Origin of the sequence: Emticicia sp., assembly GCF_049241225.1 — a bacterium.
Taxonomy (GTDB): Bacteria; Bacteroidota; Bacteroidia; order Cytophagales; family Spirosomataceae; genus Emticicia.
On sequence record NZ_JBMLRC010000494.1, the window covers coordinates 15,693 to 34,256 of the forward strand.

At 36.7% G+C, this 18,564-nt stretch carries 16 protein-coding genes; 8 read left to right on the forward strand and 8 right to left on the reverse strand.

Annotated features, from left to right (window positions below):
* From ACOVO2_RS25660 to ACOVO2_RS25670, 3 genes are all read right to left on the reverse strand, one after another.
* The coding region (locus ACOVO2_RS25660) for a hypothetical protein (RefSeq protein WP_421772716.1) at positions 1–660 on the reverse strand (660 nt) is incomplete at its 3' end.
* A gap of 57 nt (positions 661–717) precedes the next feature.
* Positions 718–1,629, reverse strand: coding sequence for a HEAT repeat domain-containing protein (locus tag ACOVO2_RS25665; RefSeq protein WP_421772717.1), 912 nt, complete (start codon positions 1,627–1,629; stop codon positions 718–720).
* Positions 1,630–1,717: 88 nt separating this feature from the next.
* A complete protein-coding gene (locus ACOVO2_RS25670; RefSeq protein WP_421772718.1) occupies positions 1,718–2,242 on the reverse strand; it encodes an RNA polymerase sigma factor in 525 nt (174 codons plus the stop codon).
* A gap of 255 nt (positions 2,243–2,497) precedes the next feature.
* Between ACOVO2_RS25670 and ACOVO2_RS25675 the strand changes: the two genes are divergently transcribed.
* Complete coding sequence (locus ACOVO2_RS25675; RefSeq protein WP_421772719.1) at positions 2,498–5,056, forward strand: zinc-dependent metalloprotease; 2,559 nt, start codon at positions 2,498–2,500, stop codon at positions 5,054–5,056.
* A 77-nt stretch (positions 5,057–5,133) separates the two neighbouring features.
* Here ACOVO2_RS25675 and ACOVO2_RS25680 read toward each other — a convergent pair whose 3' ends face one another.
* From ACOVO2_RS25680 to ACOVO2_RS25695, 4 genes are all read right to left on the reverse strand, one after another.
* Entirely contained in the window at positions 5,134–7,845 is a 2,712-nt protein-coding gene (locus tag ACOVO2_RS25680) for a CHAT domain-containing protein (RefSeq protein WP_421772720.1), read from the reverse strand.
* Between the two features lie 7 nt (positions 7,846–7,852).
* A complete protein-coding gene (locus ACOVO2_RS25685; RefSeq protein WP_421772721.1) occupies positions 7,853–9,265 on the reverse strand; it encodes a S8 family serine peptidase in 1,413 nt (470 codons plus the stop codon).
* A gap of 75 nt (positions 9,266–9,340) precedes the next feature.
* Complete coding sequence (locus ACOVO2_RS25690) at positions 9,341–10,027, reverse strand: tetratricopeptide repeat protein (protein WP_421772722.1); 687 nt, start codon at positions 10,025–10,027, stop codon at positions 9,341–9,343.
* Positions 10,017–10,592, reverse strand: coding sequence for an RNA polymerase sigma factor (locus ACOVO2_RS25695; protein ID WP_421772723.1), 576 nt, complete (start codon positions 10,590–10,592; stop codon positions 10,017–10,019). Before ACOVO2_RS25695 ends, ACOVO2_RS25690 begins: the two co-directional genes overlap by 11 nt.
* A 154-nt stretch (positions 10,593–10,746) precedes the next feature.
* Here ACOVO2_RS25695 and ACOVO2_RS25700 point away from each other — a divergent pair, with 154 nt between their 5' ends.
* The 5 genes from ACOVO2_RS25700 (at position 10,747) to ACOVO2_RS25720 (ending at position 17,003) form a co-directional block, all read left to right on the forward strand.
* A complete protein-coding gene (locus ACOVO2_RS25700) occupies positions 10,747–11,073 on the forward strand; it encodes a LytR/AlgR family response regulator transcription factor (RefSeq protein WP_421772724.1) in 327 nt (108 codons plus the stop codon).
* A gap of 105 nt (positions 11,074–11,178) precedes the next feature.
* Complete coding sequence (locus ACOVO2_RS25705; RefSeq protein ID WP_421772725.1) at positions 11,179–12,699, forward strand: hypothetical protein; 1,521 nt, start codon at positions 11,179–11,181, stop codon at positions 12,697–12,699.
* Positions 12,700–13,102: 403 nt separating this feature from the next.
* The gene (locus tag ACOVO2_RS25710; RefSeq protein WP_421772726.1) at positions 13,103–13,531 is read left to right on the forward strand and encodes a CARDB domain-containing protein; all 429 of its coding nucleotides are present in this window, start codon (positions 13,103–13,105) and stop codon (positions 13,529–13,531) included.
* 453 nt (positions 13,532–13,984) lie between these two features.
* Complete coding sequence (locus ACOVO2_RS25715; RefSeq protein WP_421772727.1) at positions 13,985–15,331, forward strand: DNA/RNA non-specific endonuclease; 1,347 nt, start codon at positions 13,985–13,987, stop codon at positions 15,329–15,331.
* A gap of 43 nt (positions 15,332–15,374) precedes the next feature.
* Positions 15,375–17,003, forward strand: coding sequence for a CotH kinase family protein (locus tag ACOVO2_RS25720; protein ID WP_421772728.1), 1,629 nt, complete (start codon positions 15,375–15,377; stop codon positions 17,001–17,003).
* 103 nt (positions 17,004–17,106) lie between these two features.
* Here ACOVO2_RS25720 and ACOVO2_RS25725 read toward each other — a convergent pair whose 3' ends face one another.
* Positions 17,107–17,553, reverse strand: coding sequence for a GNAT family N-acetyltransferase (locus tag ACOVO2_RS25725; protein WP_421772729.1), 447 nt, complete (start codon positions 17,551–17,553; stop codon positions 17,107–17,109).
* A gap of 33 nt (positions 17,554–17,586) precedes the next feature.
* Here ACOVO2_RS25725 and ACOVO2_RS25730 point away from each other — a divergent pair, with 33 nt between their 5' ends.
* Positions 17,587–18,321 (forward strand): TatD family hydrolase, encoded by a 735-nt coding sequence (locus ACOVO2_RS25730; RefSeq protein WP_421772730.1) that lies wholly within the window; start codon positions 17,587–17,589, stop codon positions 18,319–18,321.
* 58 nt (positions 18,322–18,379) lie between these two features.
* The coding region (locus ACOVO2_RS25735) for a ThiF family adenylyltransferase (protein ID WP_421772731.1) at positions 18,380–18,564 on the forward strand (185 nt) is incomplete at its 3' end.

Genomic DNA, 18,564 nt, shown 5'->3' on the forward strand with positions numbered 1-18,564 from the left:
TGGGGCAATATCAAAATCAGTAAAGAAATCAGCGTAAGTTGCTTGTACTTTTAGGTTTGCTTTGGTATCAGCGGGCAAGGTAATATCAACTGCACCACTTGCGGAGATTGAGTTTGGACGGCTTTGATTTAATTGGTCGTATTCGACATACATTTTACCGTATCCGCCACGAGCTACTATCGGCCCACTCACATTTTTTATGTTCAGTGTTGAATAGGAAGTTTCGGCCTCTACTTCTCCTTTCATGCCAGTTATCAACCATTTTCCGTAGGCATTTCCATTTTCTTTGACACTTACACTCAAATCTTTCGGAATTTTTACAACGAAATTTCCATAATATTTACTCTTTGGAAGTTTTATTTTAAGTGTATTTCCTTCAAGCTGCACACTGGCTCCTATACCTGTATTATCAACAGCTCCACCGGGTGAAACAATCTTCAAACCTTGGGCTTCTTCGGGAAATTCTCGCTCTTGCTTATCCGACTCAATGATTACTTCAGTACCCGCAATTCCTTCAACTGTTAGGTTGTTGCTGGCACTCAAAATTAGCACTCTTTTATCGGCTCCGCTGAAACTTTGCTTAAACGTACTCTGCTTATTCTGAGCAAAAACATTCATTGTTATCAATGCAAATAGCGATATTTTTAGATAGTTTTTCATAATTTTTGTTTTTAGAAAATTCTTCATTTTAAAAGTAATAAATTAATAATCAAACACTTACAGACTTAAAAGCTTAGTACTCTCTTCGGCTTTCTGACGCACAAACTCCGATGTAGAGTTATCTTCGGCCAGTAATCGAAGAGCAGGTAAAGCCTTGCGTTCATTGTATTTTGTGAGAATATCAATAATCGAAATCTGTAAGGTTGGTTCTTGTTGTTTCAACAACGACTTAACGAGTGCATCACGCACATTGGTATTATTTCCGAACCTTCCGATTGCGTCGGCCGCTGCAATTCGTACGTTTACGTTTCGGTCATAATCAAGGGTATAAATAAGAGCTTTTAACACTTGCTCGTCGGGTTGTTGCAAATCATAACTATAATTAACTGCCTGAATCCTTTCAGATGGTGATTCTTTTTTAAGCATCGACAAAATCAATAAATCTTTGGTTTCTTGAATTTCCTTTTTCAGCGTACCAATTTCATTCATCACATTGGGTTGTTTGGCAGAAGCAAGTTGTTTGGTTGCTACGTAAATCGTATCGACTCGCACTATTGGTACTTCTACTACTTTTTCGATAACTTTGGGTGAACTATTATCGACTAATACATCTGTATTCGACTGATTATCAATCGTTTTCCTACCAATCCAAAAAGCCAAAGCCAAACCTGCCACACTGGCAGCATATTTAAAATAAGTTCGTTCGTAGAACCGAATGACTTTTGTTTGTGGCTTTTCTGCAAGTTTTTCTTTTTCGGCCGAAAGGAAATCATAGAAAAATTTATCTTTTGATGAATCGAAATCTTTCTCGGTTGATTTATTAATAGCAAAGAAGATTTCTTTCGATTCTTCAAACTCAGTTTTAGAACCTTCATTTTTGGCAAAGAAATCTTCTATTTCCTGCTTTTTAATGGCAGAAAGATTATTTTCCAAAAAATCAGCCAGTAATTCTTCTTTTTTATTTTTCATTTTATCGTTGTAGGACAGGTTTGTAACCTGTCAACTATAATTGAAACTACTTTTCCTCGCAAACGACAGGTTGAAAACCTGTCCTACTTTATACATCTACATCCAAACTCAAATACACTTCCCGCAATTTTTTGATGGCTCGATGCACTCTTACTTTCACGACCGAAACCGATACATTAAGCATTTCGGCAATTTGTTCGTATTTCATGTCTTCAAATCTACTCAGGTGTAAAACTTCTCTATATTCGTCGGGTAGTTTTTGTAATGCTATTCTTATTAATTGATGATTTTGGTCGTCGAAAGTTTCTTCTTCTTCAAAATCATGATTATCCTTTAACTCACTCATTTTCAGATGATTATCTTTCAGATGGTCATGAAACAAATTTCGAGCAATTCTATAAATCCAAGTTCTGAACTCATATCCATCCCGATAAGAATGTCGGTAATGAATCATCCGATAGAAAGTTTGTTGCGTAAGGTCATGGCTTGTTTCCCACTCTACCCCAAAGCGTAGGAAGAAATTCAACAAAGGGCGTTTGTATCGTTCGTACAAAATCGCTGCTTTGTCCAGCTCACCATTAAAAACACATAACATGGCCGTTTCATCGGTCATAAAAATCTATCGTTTTGTTTGTTTCTAAATATGCTTACTCGAAAAGAAATAGAAGGTTACAGTAAATCTAAAAATATTTTTTTTGAACGAAAATCTAACATAATTTAATGGGTATGGTTATTAGAAAGTCATCTATTTCTACAAAAATCGTCCATTAGTCTTGTTTCATTCTCCGTTCATCAAATGATTGTTACGAAATTTGGCATTTTTGTTTAGTTTTACCAGTAATATTCTTCAAACTATTAATTCAAATTTATGAAATTATTAAAATTTACTTTTTTAAGTTCGTTGATTTTGGGTGTAGCTCTCGGAGCAAATGCACAGAAAAAAGACGAAAAAAAAGCAGAAGACCCTAAACCAGCCACCCCAGCCCCTGCTGCTCCAGCCAAACCAGCCGAAGCACCAAAGACAGGCCCAAAACCTTACAAAGAAGTAATCACCGACAAAGCAAAAACCAGCAAAGGTTTGATGACCGTTCATAAGATTGAAGACAAGTATTTCTTTGAAATCGGTGATTCTTTGATGGGTCGAGACATCATGACCGTAACTCGCTATTCAAAAACAGCCGCAGGTGGTGGTATTTTTGGTGGTGAAGAAGTAAATCGCCAAGTTGTTAGATGGGAGAAAGGGCCAGAAAATAAACTTTTCTTGCGTTCGATAACATTCGTAATTGCGAGTCCGGATAGTACAAAACCAATTTTCCAAGCCGTAAAAAATTCAAGTGCAGACCCAATTATTGGCGTTTTTGATATAAAGGCTTTGAAAAAAGATACATCTTCGGTGATTGAAGTAACCGATTTCTTCAAAGGAGACAACCAAGTTTTCTCGCTTGACCCTGTGAATAAGCAATTATTGAAAATTGCTGCCCTCCAAGCCGACCGTTCGTTTATCCAACATATTCGTTCGTATCCAATCAACACTGAAATTCGCACCACTAAAACTTTCAGTGTGATTCCTCCGAGCGTTTCTTTAGCTCCAATTCCGCAAATTGGTAATTATCTTCCTGCTTCACGTGATGCGGGTGTCGTAACGATGGAGTTCAATACTTCGATGATTATTTTACCAAAAACACCAATGCGTAAGCGTTATTTCGACCCACGAGTTGGTTACTTTGCCAATCAATACGCAACTTTTGGTGAAGAATCACAAAAATCAGATAATGAGGTTTTTGCGGTAAGATGGAAACTTGAGCCTAAAAACCAAGCCGATGCCGAACGCCAAAAACGTGGAGAATTGATTGAACCTAAAAAACCAATCATTTATTACATAGACCCAGCAACGCCACAAAAATGGCAAAAATACCTCAAAGCAGGTGTTGACGACTGGCAAATTGCCTTCGAAAAAGCAGGTTGGAAAAATGCGATTCGTGGTGAATACATGAATCCGGCTGATAGCTTAGGATTGGAAGATGCTCGTTACTCGGTAATCAGATATTTTGCCGCTGACATTCAGAATGCCTATGGCCCGAACGTACACGACCCACGTAGTGGCGAAATTTTAGAAAGCCATATTGGTTGGTATCACAACGTAATGCGTTTGGTGCGTAACTGGTATATGATTCAGACCGCAGCCGCTGACCCACGCTCAAGAAAGAAAAACTTTGATGATGAATTGATGGGACAATTGATTCGTTTTGTATCATCACACGAAGTGGGCCATACAATTGGTTTACGCCACAACATGGGAGCGAGTTCGGCTACTCCAGTAGAGAAATTACGTGATAAAGAATGGGTTGCTAAAAACGGACACACTTCTTCTATCATGGATTATGCTCGTTTCAACTACGTAGCACAACCAGAAGATGGTGTTACGGATTTCTTCCCACGCATCGGTGATTATGATATCTGGGCTATTCAATGGGCTTATAAATATTTCCCTGATGCCAAAAGTGCTGCCGAAGAAAAAGCTATCTTGAATGAATTGACTAAAGAAGCAGTAAAAGACCCACGCAAGCGTTTTGGAACTGAAGTTAGTCCTTTCGACCCACGTTATCAAACTGAAGATTTGAGCGATAACGCCATGAAAGCTTCTGATTATGGTATCAAAAACTTACAAAGAATTTTACCAAACTTGCCAGAATGGAGCAAAGAAAATGGTGAATCTTACAAGGAATTGGCTGAGCTTTACGCAAACGTAACTGGACAATACCGCAGATACATTGGCCACGTAACCAAAAACGTAGGTGGTATTTACGATACTCCGAAAACTTACGACATGGAAGGTTCAGTGTATGAAGTTGTGCCAAGAGCTACTCAAAAAGAAGCTGTTAACTTCTTGAATCGCCAAGTTTTTGAAACGCCAACTTGGATGCTCGACAAAAATATCTTGAGCAAAATCAATCCAGAAACGGGTGTTGAGGCTGTAAAAGCTATCCAAGAAGCAACATTGAATAATCTTTTGGCGGGCGACCGTGCCGTAAGATTAATGGAAACAGGTTCGGCAAGTGCAACGAATTATAATTTAGATGAATTAATGACCGATTTACGTGGAAGTATTTGGTCAGAATTGAAATCTAAGAAAGTAATCGACATTTATCGTCGTAACTTACAGAAAGTATTTGTTGAGAAAGTAACTTCATTGCTTACGCCTGGAATGGCTGCGGTTTCGTACATCCCACAAGGAACAACTTATGGTTATGACACCCGAATGGTTGATTTGAAGAAAACCGACTTACCATCAATCGCAAGAGCTCATTTGGAAGCCTTGAAAGGAGAAATCAAAGCGGCATTGCCATTGACAACCGACAAAATGAGCAAATATCATTTACAAGATGTATTGCAAAGAATTGACACAGCATTGAATCCAAATAAATAATAAACACAGTTTTTATGAAGTAAAGAGCGAGGCGTTTGTCTCGCTCTTTTTTATTTCAGGTCGGCTCTATAACTCATTTATTTCTTGCTTTTTCTCCAAAACCAAATTCCAACAATAGTTATCAGAACAAGCCCAGTCAAGAGCCAAACATGCGAATAATCGGATGATATATTTGAAGCGTCTCCAATCAAAATCATTCCAGCCCATGCATTGGGTAATGAGCCTTCGTTCAATAAATCAATTTTTGCCTTTTGCAAAGCTTCATCTTTTGGTAAACCTTGATTGAGATACTGATAAAAAAGTTCGGTAAGTTTATAAGTACTCTTATCTTCAACGCTCCACAAACTGGTAATAGTTGACGGAATACCAAGCATGGAGAAACCACGTGCTAAACTCAACACGCCCTCTCCTTTGGCTACTTTACCTACACCTGTTTTACAGGCAGAAAGCACCAAAAGATTTGTTTTGAATTGCTCTTCCGAATTTAATTCCGAAACTTTGAGGGTAGTATCTGAAAAATAAATCCGTGGCTCGGTATCATTGCTATCGGCAAAGGCATGCGTATAAATTTGCACGATTTGGTGCTTTTTTGCATTTACCAAAAACGCGTTTTTACTTCCCTCTTTACCTATATATTTACTACTCCAAAAATAACTCTTCGCAATAGCTTCAAGCGATTCAGCTGACCCTTTCAATAAGTTTAGTTTCGGCAAGTTGTAGCTGACTGGTGCTATGCCAAGAAATTTATTTTGAGGTAAAAAAGTAAAATTCTGCTGATTTCTCATTAGATACTGAGCCGAATAGATGTACGAAATCTTAAAATCATGTACTAAATATTCATACTTAGTTGCCGATTTACTTAATGCCTCAAATGGTATAAAAGCACCATCTTGAGAAATAATCAAACGGCCTTTTTGAAGATTTAATGGCTGAATAAGACTTCTATACATAGCTGAACCTAGCGATAAATACTTGTTCAGATCAGTTTTAGTATTGATATTTTTAGAACACAATTCAAGGAATTGTTGGGTATTGGCAATATTATAATAAAGTTGTTTTATTGAAACTGAATTTGGAGAAACTACAATTGCATAAGTGGCGGCATCACCAATAAAATACTCAACCGCCTGCCCCTTAAATGATGATAAATATTTTTGAAATTGTCTTAAAGAGATCGTTGTAGTATCATACTTTATTTGGTAGTATGCTGGATTTTTTGCTTCGAGCGATTTTATGAAACGGCTTTGTTGCTCTTCTATATCAAGTAATTGATTATTAAAATCGTTTCTTTGTTTTTCAGTGCTTGCTTTTTCTATAGAAATATTTATTTCTGAAATTTGGTGTAAGAAATCTTTTTCTTTCTGAAAATCGACCTCAGATAATTTTTGTTTTGCCCCTAGTTCATTTAATTTATCATTTAGTAATACAGAACGGCTTTTTTCAAAGAAATAAAATGCTTTTTCGTAGTCGTTGAGTAAATAACAGGTTTCAATGGCTGATTCGTAGATTGAGCGAGTCTTATCTCGCCAATAAAACTTTGTTTGTGTACCGGTATGCTCCTGACGCATATAATCAATGATTTTATCGGCTAATTTATAGGTTTGAAGGGCATAACTGAGAAATTCTTTTTTGTTATTTTCAGATTTTGCATAATCTAACCAACAGATGGCTTTATCCTGCAAAATCGTTAGAAAAGTTCGTTTATTGTCAGTATACTTCAACGATATTGATTTGGGAAGACGAGTAATATTATCGTCTGAAAATCTAAAAAAGCCATTATCAATTAGACATTTCTGGTAATATTCAAGAGCTTTTTTATAATCTTTTTTTTTCCAATAAACTGCCCCAATATTATCAAATAATTGTACCTTAGTGAAAGGGGAAGTCGCAAATTTTACGCCTTCATTATAATATGAAAGTGCTTTTTCTAACTGATCCGTGTGCTTATAATAAACATAACCAATATCAAGACATGCTAAACTGTAGCCTCTGTCATCTTTCAACTTTTTGAAGATAGATGCCACTCGTTTAAAACTCTTTAATGCTTTATCTTTTTCGTTATTTTTAGATTCGATATATCCCTTAGCCGAAAGAGCAGCGGCTAAATCCTCTTCAAGTTTTTTACCTTCAAAGATTGATATTGCTTTGTCAATACTCTCTAAAGCCGCTTTGGTAGCCCCAATAGAATTCTGTGATTTGGAAAGAATAATCAAATTGTACGCTTCCATTTCTGGATCATCAAACATTTTGCTTATTTTTTGGCCGAGAAGTGCTTTTTTTATCGAACTTTCAAAATCACCTAATCGATTATAAATATTTGCTTGTTTTTCGTAGGCATTTGTCACATATACAGCCAGTTCTTTTTGCGATTGACCTAATAATACAATTTGCTGATAAGTATCTAAGGCATCAACATAATTGAATGATTTATAATAAGAGTAAGATAATTGACTCAAAACTTTAATTTGAGTCAGAGGCGAACTATTGATTTTGGCATTAACACTCTTCGCTCGTAGGAAATAGTTAATTGCCTTGTCATATTCATGCCTATCTTGAAAAAGAATTCCTAAAAAATACAAAATTTTTGTGTAGGAAGTATCAGTTTGAAGATGGCATTTTTCAAACTGTTTTTTGTATGATAAAAGCATCACCGAGTCTTTTTCGGTGATGCTTTTTTGCAATTGTGAGAAATATCCAGCCAAAGGTTTATTGTCTAAACACTGTCCTTGAACTTGATATCTAATTAATAGTAAGAATAACCAAAAGGTGTATTTACTTGCTTTTAGCATAATTTTTTCATTCTACTTTAGCTGTTCTTTTTATTAACTTTTTTTGAGGAGCCAAATTAGTACTGGCTGTTTGTACGATTATATCTGATTGTTTACAAAAAATTGTTTTTAAATTTCCCATGGCATTGCTTGTACTTGAAGCATATCTAATTTGAATACCCCTTATTTGCTCTAATTTACTCACAAACAATGCAGTAACCAAAGCTGCCGAATAGGAAGTATATCTATCATTATCGTCCAACTGGAAAATATTAGTCAAGTGTTCATTGTTATTTTCCACTTCTAAACTGGTGTAAGTTGACCCAAAATTACCCAATTCTGTATTTGAGACACTGATAACATTATGGTTGTTGAAGGCAAACATAGCAGGGTAATGAGTAACATATTTCTCATTAAAACCCCCAGACTGTACATTTCCTAATGGTTTTTTTTCATTTCCTGTCGAAGCAATTAAAACTATATTCTTCGATTTCAGTAAGTGAATCACATCTTCAAAAACCTCATTTTTGAGACCTTTTACACCCCAACTACAATTAATAACATCAAAATTATTTTGGGCGGCATACATCATGGCACATAAGGCATCGAACAAAACGCCATCTCCGTGATGCATTATCTTCATAGGTAATATTTTGATCCTAACCTTTTGATTTGAAGCAATAATCTTTGTAACTAAGGTACCATGCCCTATATTTTCAAATATTTGCGGATCACTACTTCCCTGTAATGGTATATCTTGCGTTTCGAACCTATCTCCTATCGATGTGAAATTTAGACCACTTATCTCATCAGATGTTGAATTACAGTCAAGTTCTTTTCGAGTAAAAAACATAGATTTGGGTAAATTCAGCTTTTCAAAATTGACTCCATTATCTAAAATGGCAACCTTAATTTGAGAACAATTCGTGCAATCTTCTTCATTAATTGGCGAGTAACTCCGATTTAATGTGGTAAGTTTCGGTGAAAATACATAAGAATTTGATGCCCATTCACCTGCATGTGGAGGATGGTTTTTACTATTATCACCTGCACTTCCATCGTCTGGGTCAGGATTTGTTTGAGCATCAAGGCCTTGCCCACGCAAAAGTATTAAGTTACTACCTTTACAACATTCCACATAAGTGATATCCGGTATGGTTTTTCGTTGGGATCTGTATAAATTTTTGTATTTCCTTATTACCTCCATAATTGCAGCCTCTCTTCCTTTGTCTCTGTAGGTTTTTCCGTTTGGATTTAGTAAATAAATTTTTTCATCCTTCACAACTAAATCTCCATTCTTTTTGATAAAAATAACAGAACCTCTGGGCCTAGTTTCATCTTTCTGATACTCGAATGCGGTACTCATATTATTGAGCTGACCAAAGGAAACAGGGCCTTGCAACAATACTATTAAAATTAGATAAAAATGTTTCTTTTTCATTATTTTTTGCAGTTGGGTTAGTTTAAATTAACTTTCAAAAGTTTAGTCGAAAAAACAATAAAAACACAAACACATTTATTCTAAAATTTTTTTCGCATCATTTTTTCCACCCAAATTTTGATCAATTACTTCATTCAACAAACGTTCTCCCTCCTCAATTTTACCTTGTTTGATTTTCACTAACGCGAGATAAAACTTCCCTTTATTGTTGATAAGCTCGGTATTTTGCTCAATTTTCTTAAAGTACTTTATTGCTTCCTCATCATCATTCATTTTAATAGCTGATAAGCCTGCAAATTCAATGGCTTCCGGAGATTTATTGATCAGTTTATCGAAGACAACTCTCGCTTCAGTGTATTTTTTTTGATTATACAAATCTTTTCCAAGTTTCAGACTATCATCAGTAGCCCCCATTGTGTTTGTCAACTGGTCTAAATCATTTTCAATGTAAGCATTTGTTCTTTGCTGAATATCGCTTCCCGTAAAATGCCAAACACCAATTATCATCAACAATATAGCCGCTATGCCTGCGGAAATTAACTTGAAGTTGATACCAACTACTTTGTTACCTGATTGAGTAGTCCATTCGGCATGGCGTTCTTTCAAAATCTGGTCTCGTTGTATACATTTTACATGTGCATAAAATACAACATCCTCAGCCAACGATGGGTCGTTGGCAAGATTATTCTCAAAGGCCTCTTTTTCTTGTGCTGAAAGTTTACCTTGAAAATAACTATCAATATTTAAAAATTCATTTGCCATAAAGTTCTTTAAGTTTCTCTAAACATCTTAGTCTCGTTGTTTGGGCCACGTTGGCCGAATTATAGCCAAATTCAGTGGCCGATTCCTGATCGGAATAGCCTTCTGCCCAACGGTTTAATAAATTCTGGCACCTTTCCCCCAGCTTTGTCATAAGATTTCTGAGTTTTTCGTGGTCTTGCTTACGTATCAAATCTTGAATAACAGTACGCTGTGGGTCAGGAATCGGTTCTAAAATATCATCAAGTGAGTGGTGATATGCCCCTTTAGTCGCATTTTTACGAATAACATCAACACATTTATTAAAAAAAATTTGATAAAGGTATGTTTTAAGCTCAGAACGCCCCTCAAAACGTCCACTTACAATATGCTCAATGATGGTTAAAACCGCATCCGAATAGGCCATTGAAGCCTCTTCTTCCTCAATTTTATGTTTTCGAGCTGCATCACGAATCAAGTAATTGTATTTATGATAAAGATTATTTTCAAAAGTTCTCCGTTGAGTTCCGCCCGAACGGATGCCATCTATCAGGTCATTGTCAGTAGATTTTCGGGTAAAAAATTTCATAGTAGGGTTCAGTCGAAAAATAGCATAATCAAAAGAATGAATTTTTATTGAAAAAACAAAAGTTTTAGAAAGTTTTTCTGTGTTGGTGTTGGTGTTTCTCATGACTTTTCGACTAAGCTTTCAAATGAATTAAACACCCAAAAACAATAAGCCAGTGAACACTACAAATTTTATTCGCATCGGAGGGTATCAAGAGATTAACCCGCATGAAGTTGTCATGCTTCAAGCCGACATCAATTATACGATATTGTACTTTGCCAATGGTCAAAAAACAATGGTAGCCACGCCACTCAAAACCCTCGAAAATCGTTTGGTCCCATATGATTTCTACCGCACGCACAAATCTTACTTAATAAATCTTAAGTGTGTAAAGCGTTTTTCGGAAGCAACGAATACTGTGCAGATGATTGATAACCATAAAGTAATTGTTTCTCGCAGGAAACGCACTCAACTTAAAGTTCATCTGGCAAATTTCAAATAACCGTTAAATCGAAACCTATACCATTAAATCGAATTCGTACGATTTTCTTTTGATTAATTATAAAATTTGAAGCGTATAATTCTAAAAACTATCATTCATAAAACAATGAAAAAACTTATTCTTTCTACGCTATTTTTTAGCTGCTCTGCTTTTGTCTTTGGGCAAAGCATCACACTCGACCCTAAGAGCACTTCCCCTGCTGGACTACAAGTCGCTTCTGACTTAGCCTTACGTAAACAAAAAAGAGAAACAATTAATGGTGGTTGGACTAATTACCCAAGAGACAATTCTTCAGTGCTAATCTTTGAAGGTGGTGGAAGTTTGAACGGTATAGCTGACGGACAAGATGGTTTATTGGTATATGTCTTCAATGGTTATCCAACTGGTGCCACCACAGGTCAGTTGCTTCTTCAACATGAAAATACCACGAGTCTTGCAGCTAATCGCATTTTAACCCCAGATGGCTCAGATTTTCCTGTCGGTAATGGTGGTGTTGCACTTATTTATGATGGTACAAAACAACGCTGGAGAGTTGCTACACCCGCACAAACTGGTGGAGGTAGTTCTTCGGGTTGGGGACTAACTGGAAATGGAGGAACAAACCCTGCAACCCAGTTTATTGGCACTACTGATGCACAAGGCTTTGTTGTAAAAACCAATAATTTAGAAAGAATATCTGTAGAAAGTAGTGGCGATGTCGGTATTGGTATCACAACAGCGGATTCAAAACTTCATGTGGCGAAAGGAAGTGCGGGGGCTGTAACAGCGTTTGGTTCCTCGATAGCCACATTAGAAAATTCTGCTAGTGGATACCTGAGCTTCCTTACGCCTGCCACATCAGAAGCAGGGCTTATTTTTGGAAGTCCAACGGGAAATACAAGAGGATTCTTAACTTATAGTCATAACAGCGATAAAATGTTTTTTGCAACGAACAGTTCGACCAAAATGGTTATTGAGAGTAATGGAAATGTAGGGGTTGGTACAACTTCAGTAGCAACGGGTGTAAAATTTCATTTAGATAATGGTAATTCTGGTGTTATACCAAACAGTGGAGGAACATACACCCCAACTCTTTTCATGGAAAGGAATGGCCATAATTATTTGGAAATTGCTTCTCCCGATGCAAATGAAAGAGGAATTGTATTCAGTAACCCAACTGACGGCGGAAGTGGGGGTATTTACTATGATGCAAAAAAAATGAATTTCCGAACAGGAGCGAATTTAACTCGAATGACAATAAATGAGGTGGGTAATGTTGGCATCGGTACAAGTACTCCTACAGCAAAATTGGATATTGAGGGAGATATAGTTGTAAGAAAAACAACCATTACAACTTCTGGTACAATCAATGCCTTGAATAGAGGTGGTGGTTCTTCAATCAAGTTTGATGCAAGCGGACCAGTAACACTCAACGGCATTGCGGGTGGCCAAGATGGAATGATATTGTATATTATCAATGGCCAAGGAACTACTTTGACTATTAATAATGAAAGTGCTTCTGCATCTGCTGCAAACAGAATTACAACCAATACGGGGAGTGCTTTAACAATTACTAATAGAGGGGGAGCAACCTTGATTTATGACTCAGCCACAAATCTCTGGAGAGTTATTGGAATTGCTAATTAATCTTATAAGCTTCATTGACTCAAACTATTCATTGCTTGTTAAATTCAGAGGCGTTATCCTAATGAAACACCTTTCTAAAGTCAAGACTTTAGCGTTTTATCCTCAGAAAACAAATAGTATAGTACTATAAGTACTGTGTAATTTAAGTAAGTACAACATTTTTTTCGTGTCCCTCCCTCCCCATCGGGGAGGGAAAGAAAGGGTGGAATTTGTAAGTAATTGATAATCAGTTTATTTTGACCTCTCCCTAAAGGCAGCGGCCCGACCGTCCTCCCCGATGGGGAGGGAACTAAAACAAAAATTATACTTAGTTAAATTACAGTGCAATAAGGTATGTAAAAAATATTTTATTGTACTACGTAGCCATCATTTGAAAAATTCAGATAAAAAAACGATATTAACCATGAAAACCGGACTCAAACACCTATTTGCATCAATCGCTATTCTTTACTCGTCGCAAAGTTGTTCTTTGTTCGACAAGAAATGTAAAGAAGCAGATTTGGTAGTAGAAAATGCTTCATTTATTAGTGCAACAAAAACATTAAGATTTACTGTAAAAAATATAGGAGGTGCCACAGCAAAGAACTTTTTGGTGTATGCCGAAGGAGAAGGCACAAATTCTAATTTGAATCCAGTTTGTCAGGTTTCTCACAATGTCAATGAAATTTTACCTGGTGGAAACCTGCAATTAGAATCAGTTTTCAATGATAGTCAATGTCCTGCTGTACGAGGTGGATTTAGCTCTGTAACAAGATTCAAAATAACCGCAGATTCAAAGGTGCAAGTCATAGAATGTTCTGAAGAAAATAATTCTTTGACTATTTCCCGTTAATTAAGTAATAAGATTTATATAATAGACAATTCTATAAATAGCTAAGAGGCTGTTTATAAGCCCATTAACTTTCTGTGGACTTGTCGACTATTGACTGTGGACTACTTAAAGCACAGCCCTCTTGGATCTTTTTAAAAAATGAGCATATGAGCGGAACAAATCATCTTTCTACTTTAATCCATAAGATTTACTAAATAGGTGTGTAATCTAACAATAAAAACATGCTCGACACAGCTTTTTTATCGAAATCGGCCATTTCAATAATCTAACTATTCGACAAACGACTCTGCATCATATGTTATAGCAATTTGTACGATGAGTAGGTATTAAATGGTTATATTTTTGGCATAAAGCGAAGTGTAATTAGTAACAACTATCTACAGTCCATGAAGAAATTTGTGGGCTTTTTGTATTTTCTACGTAATTTTACCGAACATCTAATTTCATTAATCAATGTTCGCAAAGTTCCGTCATTTCTCTTATTTTTTCGGCATTTCATTTCTTATCAGTTCTTGTATTTCAACAATTACTCCCAAAAGCACATCTTATATCACAGGTTTTCCTGAAGGTCTCGAAAATGCTTCAAAAAGTAGTTATACCGCAGGAAATGTTGAACTGTCTGGTGGATTTTGGTATTTTGAAGATGCCCTCATCGGTACTACTGCCAACGATACAAAAAACGAATCTCGTGCAATCAGAATCAGAGAAACGGGCTTTGTACGCATGAATTATGATATTTTTGGCGTAAAAGAAATCAATATCTCTTATGGTGCCTACAATGGCGATGGCGACTCAGAATGGGAATTATATGTTTCAAAAAATAGTGGTTCTTCATGGTCAAAATTTGGTGCTACTCAAAAAACTTCTGGCAGCAAACTATCTACTACAGCCTTCAGCATAAATGAATCGGGAAAAATTAGGTTTGAAATTCGTAAGATTTCGGGCGGAGCTAATCGTTTAAACATAGATGACATAATTATCACCTCAACTGGCAACTCGCCAACAAATTCGACCACTCCTACTCGTGATGATAATTTGGCGATGGGAAATCCGAGCAATGCAGACTCTAAAGATGAGAATAACTATTTGATGATAAAAAAACAGTACGTTTTATCTTATAATAGAAGTAAAGGAACAGCCAATTGGGTAAGCTGGCATCTAAGCACGGCTTGGAAAGGCAGCACTCAACGCACCGATAATTTTCGACCAGACCTTGCTCTTCCAAATTCTTGGTATAAGGTCGTTACATCAGACTACACCAATTCGGGCTTCGACCGCGGGCATCTTTGTCCTTCCGACGACCGTGATGGAAGCTATGAGGATAACGACGAAACTTTCTTGATGACCAATATTGCTCCGCAAGCACCGGCCAACAATCGTGGATTATGGGCTGATTTAGAAGAATATTCAAGAAAAATTGCAGCAGCTGGAAATGAACTTTACATTGTGGCAGGCGTTTACGGAAGAGGCGGAACGGGTAGCAATGGTAGCAAAACGAATACTCTTAATGATGGCAGAGTCGTTGTTCCTGAATCATTCTGGAAAGTAATTGTCATACTACCAACCGGCAGCAATGATATTGCAAGAGTTGATGCCCAAACCCGTGTTATTGCCATCAATGTACCTAACAAAGAAAACGTAGAAGGAACAAAATGGGGCGAATATCGTTTAAGCATTGACGATTTAGAGGCATTGACTGGCTATGATTTTTTATCGAATGTACCAAGTGCTATTCAAAAATCGTTAGAATCAAGAAAGGATGCTGGTCCAACTCTAAAAGTTGCCAATTTCAGATATTAGTGGTACAACAAGTTTTCAACTTGTTCAAGATTTATTCAACCCTATGAAAAAACTTTACTTTACTATTTTGCTGACTATCAGCATTTTCCAACAACTTACAGCCCAATTTCTAACATCATCGAGTTTACCGATTGTGGTCATAAATACCAATGGCCAAGTAATCATAGATGAACCAAAAACGAAAACAAGCTTCAAAATATACTATAGCGGACAAGGCAAAATAAATAACCTTACTGATAAGCCACACTATGATGGCCTGGCAGGAATAGAATTTCGAGGCTCATCTTCACAACAATTCCCGAAAAAAAGCTTTGGAATTGAACTTTGGAACGAAAAATCCGAATCAATCACTGCCGCTCTGCTCGGAATGCCCAAAGAATCAGACTGGATTTTGTTTGCTTCTTACAACGAAAAAAGTTTCATGCACAACGTTCTTACGATGCGTGTGGCTCGTGAAATGGGAATGTATGCCTCTCGCACACAATACGTTGAGGTAATTATCAATAATGCCTATCAAGGCGTTTATGTCTTTATGGAAAAGATAAAACGAGACGAAGGACGCGTAAATATTGCCAATCTGAAAGCTACCGACCTTTCGGGCGACGATATTACAGGAGGATACATCTTTAAAGCCGATAAAAATACAGGAGCAACATTGGGCAGTTGGCGTTCTAAATACCCCAATTACAATACACCCAATAACTTCACAACTTTTCTGTATGAATCGCCAAAAACAATTACTTCCGAACAACGCTCTTACCTCAAAAATTATGTCGATAATGCTGAAAATGCTCTTCAAGCGGCCAACTATCGAGATAAAACCAATGGTTATCGAAAATACTTCGACACAAGGTCATTTATTCAGTTATTCTTAGTTAATGAAGTTGCCAAAAACGTTGATGGCTACCGAATTAGCACCTATTTTCATAAAGATAAAGACAGCAAAGGAGGCAAAATAAAAGCAGGCCCACCGTGGGACTACGACATCACGTACGGAAACGCCAATTATTGTAGCGGCGATAGTCCTTTTGGGTTCTCTTACAGATTTAATTATACCTGTCCAACAGATTTCTGGCTAGTACCTTTTTGGTGGGAAAAAATGCTCTCAGACTCAGCTTTTGTGCGAGAGCTAGGTCAAGAATATGGTTTTCAACGAAAGTTTGGGGCTTTACAAACCGACCGAATCAACAAACACATTGATACCCTTACCACGTATTTAAAAGAACCTTTGGTCAGAAATTTTCAAAAATGGCCAATTTTAGGCACTTATGTCTGGCCACAGCCCACACCTTACGCCAGCACATGGGAGCAAGAAGTAAACGAACTACGTAGTTTTCTGGCCCAACGCCTTCAGTGGCTCGATAATAACATACAAACTAATTTTGCTATCACAGCCAATGAGCCAGAACTGCCTGAAATGAATATCACTGCTTTCCCAAATCCATTTCTAGAGCGAATAAACATCAATATACAATCAATTTTTGCAGAAAAGGCCAAAATATCACTTACTGATAATCTCGGAAAGACCATTTTTGAAGGAAACGAAATGCTACAAGTTGGGAATAATGATTTTTATATTGAGTTACCAGAAAAAGAAATTGTAAGTGGAATCAAAATCTTAACAATAGAATCAGGTACGAAACGAATCACAAAAAAATTGGTACACCAGTAAAAAAATGACATTGAGACATTGATTGTTGATTTGAAAACAATTCAACAATCATCAATTATGTAATCTTTAATCTTCAATTTTAATCAAGTAATCATATTGAAAATTAAGGTCTAATCATATAAGTATGGTCAATGCCATCTTCTACATAATCTTGGCCGGTTAGTACAAAACCGAGCGACTGATAGAATTTCTTTAAGTAACTTTGAGCTCCAATCTTAATAGGCTCATTACCAAATAGTTCCTGCGTTTTTTCGATTGATTTCTGCATCAATATTTTACCAATGCCAGCACCACGAGCATGCGAAGAAGTAACCACTCTGCCAATTGAAGTGTAGCCTTCGTAGTAAACATTTTTATCAAACAGACGTGTATAAGCAGCCAATTTATTATTTTCATCCAAAATCATCAAATGCCAAGCTAATTGGTCTTTGCCATCAGCATCAACAAATGGGCAATTTTGCTCTAAAACAAAAACCTCTTGACGCAAAACCATAATTGCATAAAGTTCGTCAAGACTCAACTCATAAAAAGGCACACATTTAATATTCATATAAAATCTAATTTTGAATGAGCGAATGAAGGAATGTTAGAATATATTTGTACTATTGAATCATTCACCCATGCTATCATTCATTCATTGTTTATGCTCATAAATATACACACCCATGACCCTGAAAAACAAGATAATCAACAAATTATTTATAACCTGATTATTCCACAAACCGACGAAGATTTAGAAAGTTTCCCCAATGAATCTACCCCAAACACATGGCTTTCGGCGGGAATTCACCCGTGGTATATCAACGAAAATAATCAAAAAAATCAGCTCGAAAAACTGGCTAAACTGGCTAAATATCAAGACATTAAACTTATTGGCGAATGTGGCCTCGACCGCCTCAAAGGCTCGCCATTACCACTTCAAGAAGAAGTTTTCATCAAGCAAATCAGAATTGCCGAAGAGGTGAAAAAACCACTCATTATTCACTGTGTAAAATGCTTTAATGAATTGATATCAATCAAAAAAATCGTTCGGCCGAAAGTCCCTATGATACTTCACGGGTTTAATAATAACTTTCATATCGCCCAAGCCATTCTCGAACGTGGCTTTTATGTATCATTGGGCACAGCACTCTTAAACGAAAACTCAAACGCAGCTCATCTTCTACCGAAAATCCCACTTGATAAACTTTTTCTCGAAACCGATGATAAAGAGACCCCAATCATTGAAATATACGAAAAAGCATCTTTTCTGCTAAAAATACCAATTGATAAGCTCATTGATACTATTTTTGCAAATTATTTAGAAATCTGTTCGTAAATGTGCTGCCGAATAACAGTGTTCGCAAACGCACTTAATCAAAAATCATTGTATAAAAATGCCCGCTTGGCTTTCTCGCTCCGAATTATTAGTTGGTAAAGAAGGAATCGACCAACTCCAAAATGCCCATGTTTTAGTTGTAGGACTGGGTGGTGTAGGCTCATTTGCTGCCGAATATATTTGTCGCTCGGGTGTAGGTGAAATGACAATCGTCGATGGCGACGTTGTTGACCCAACCAACCG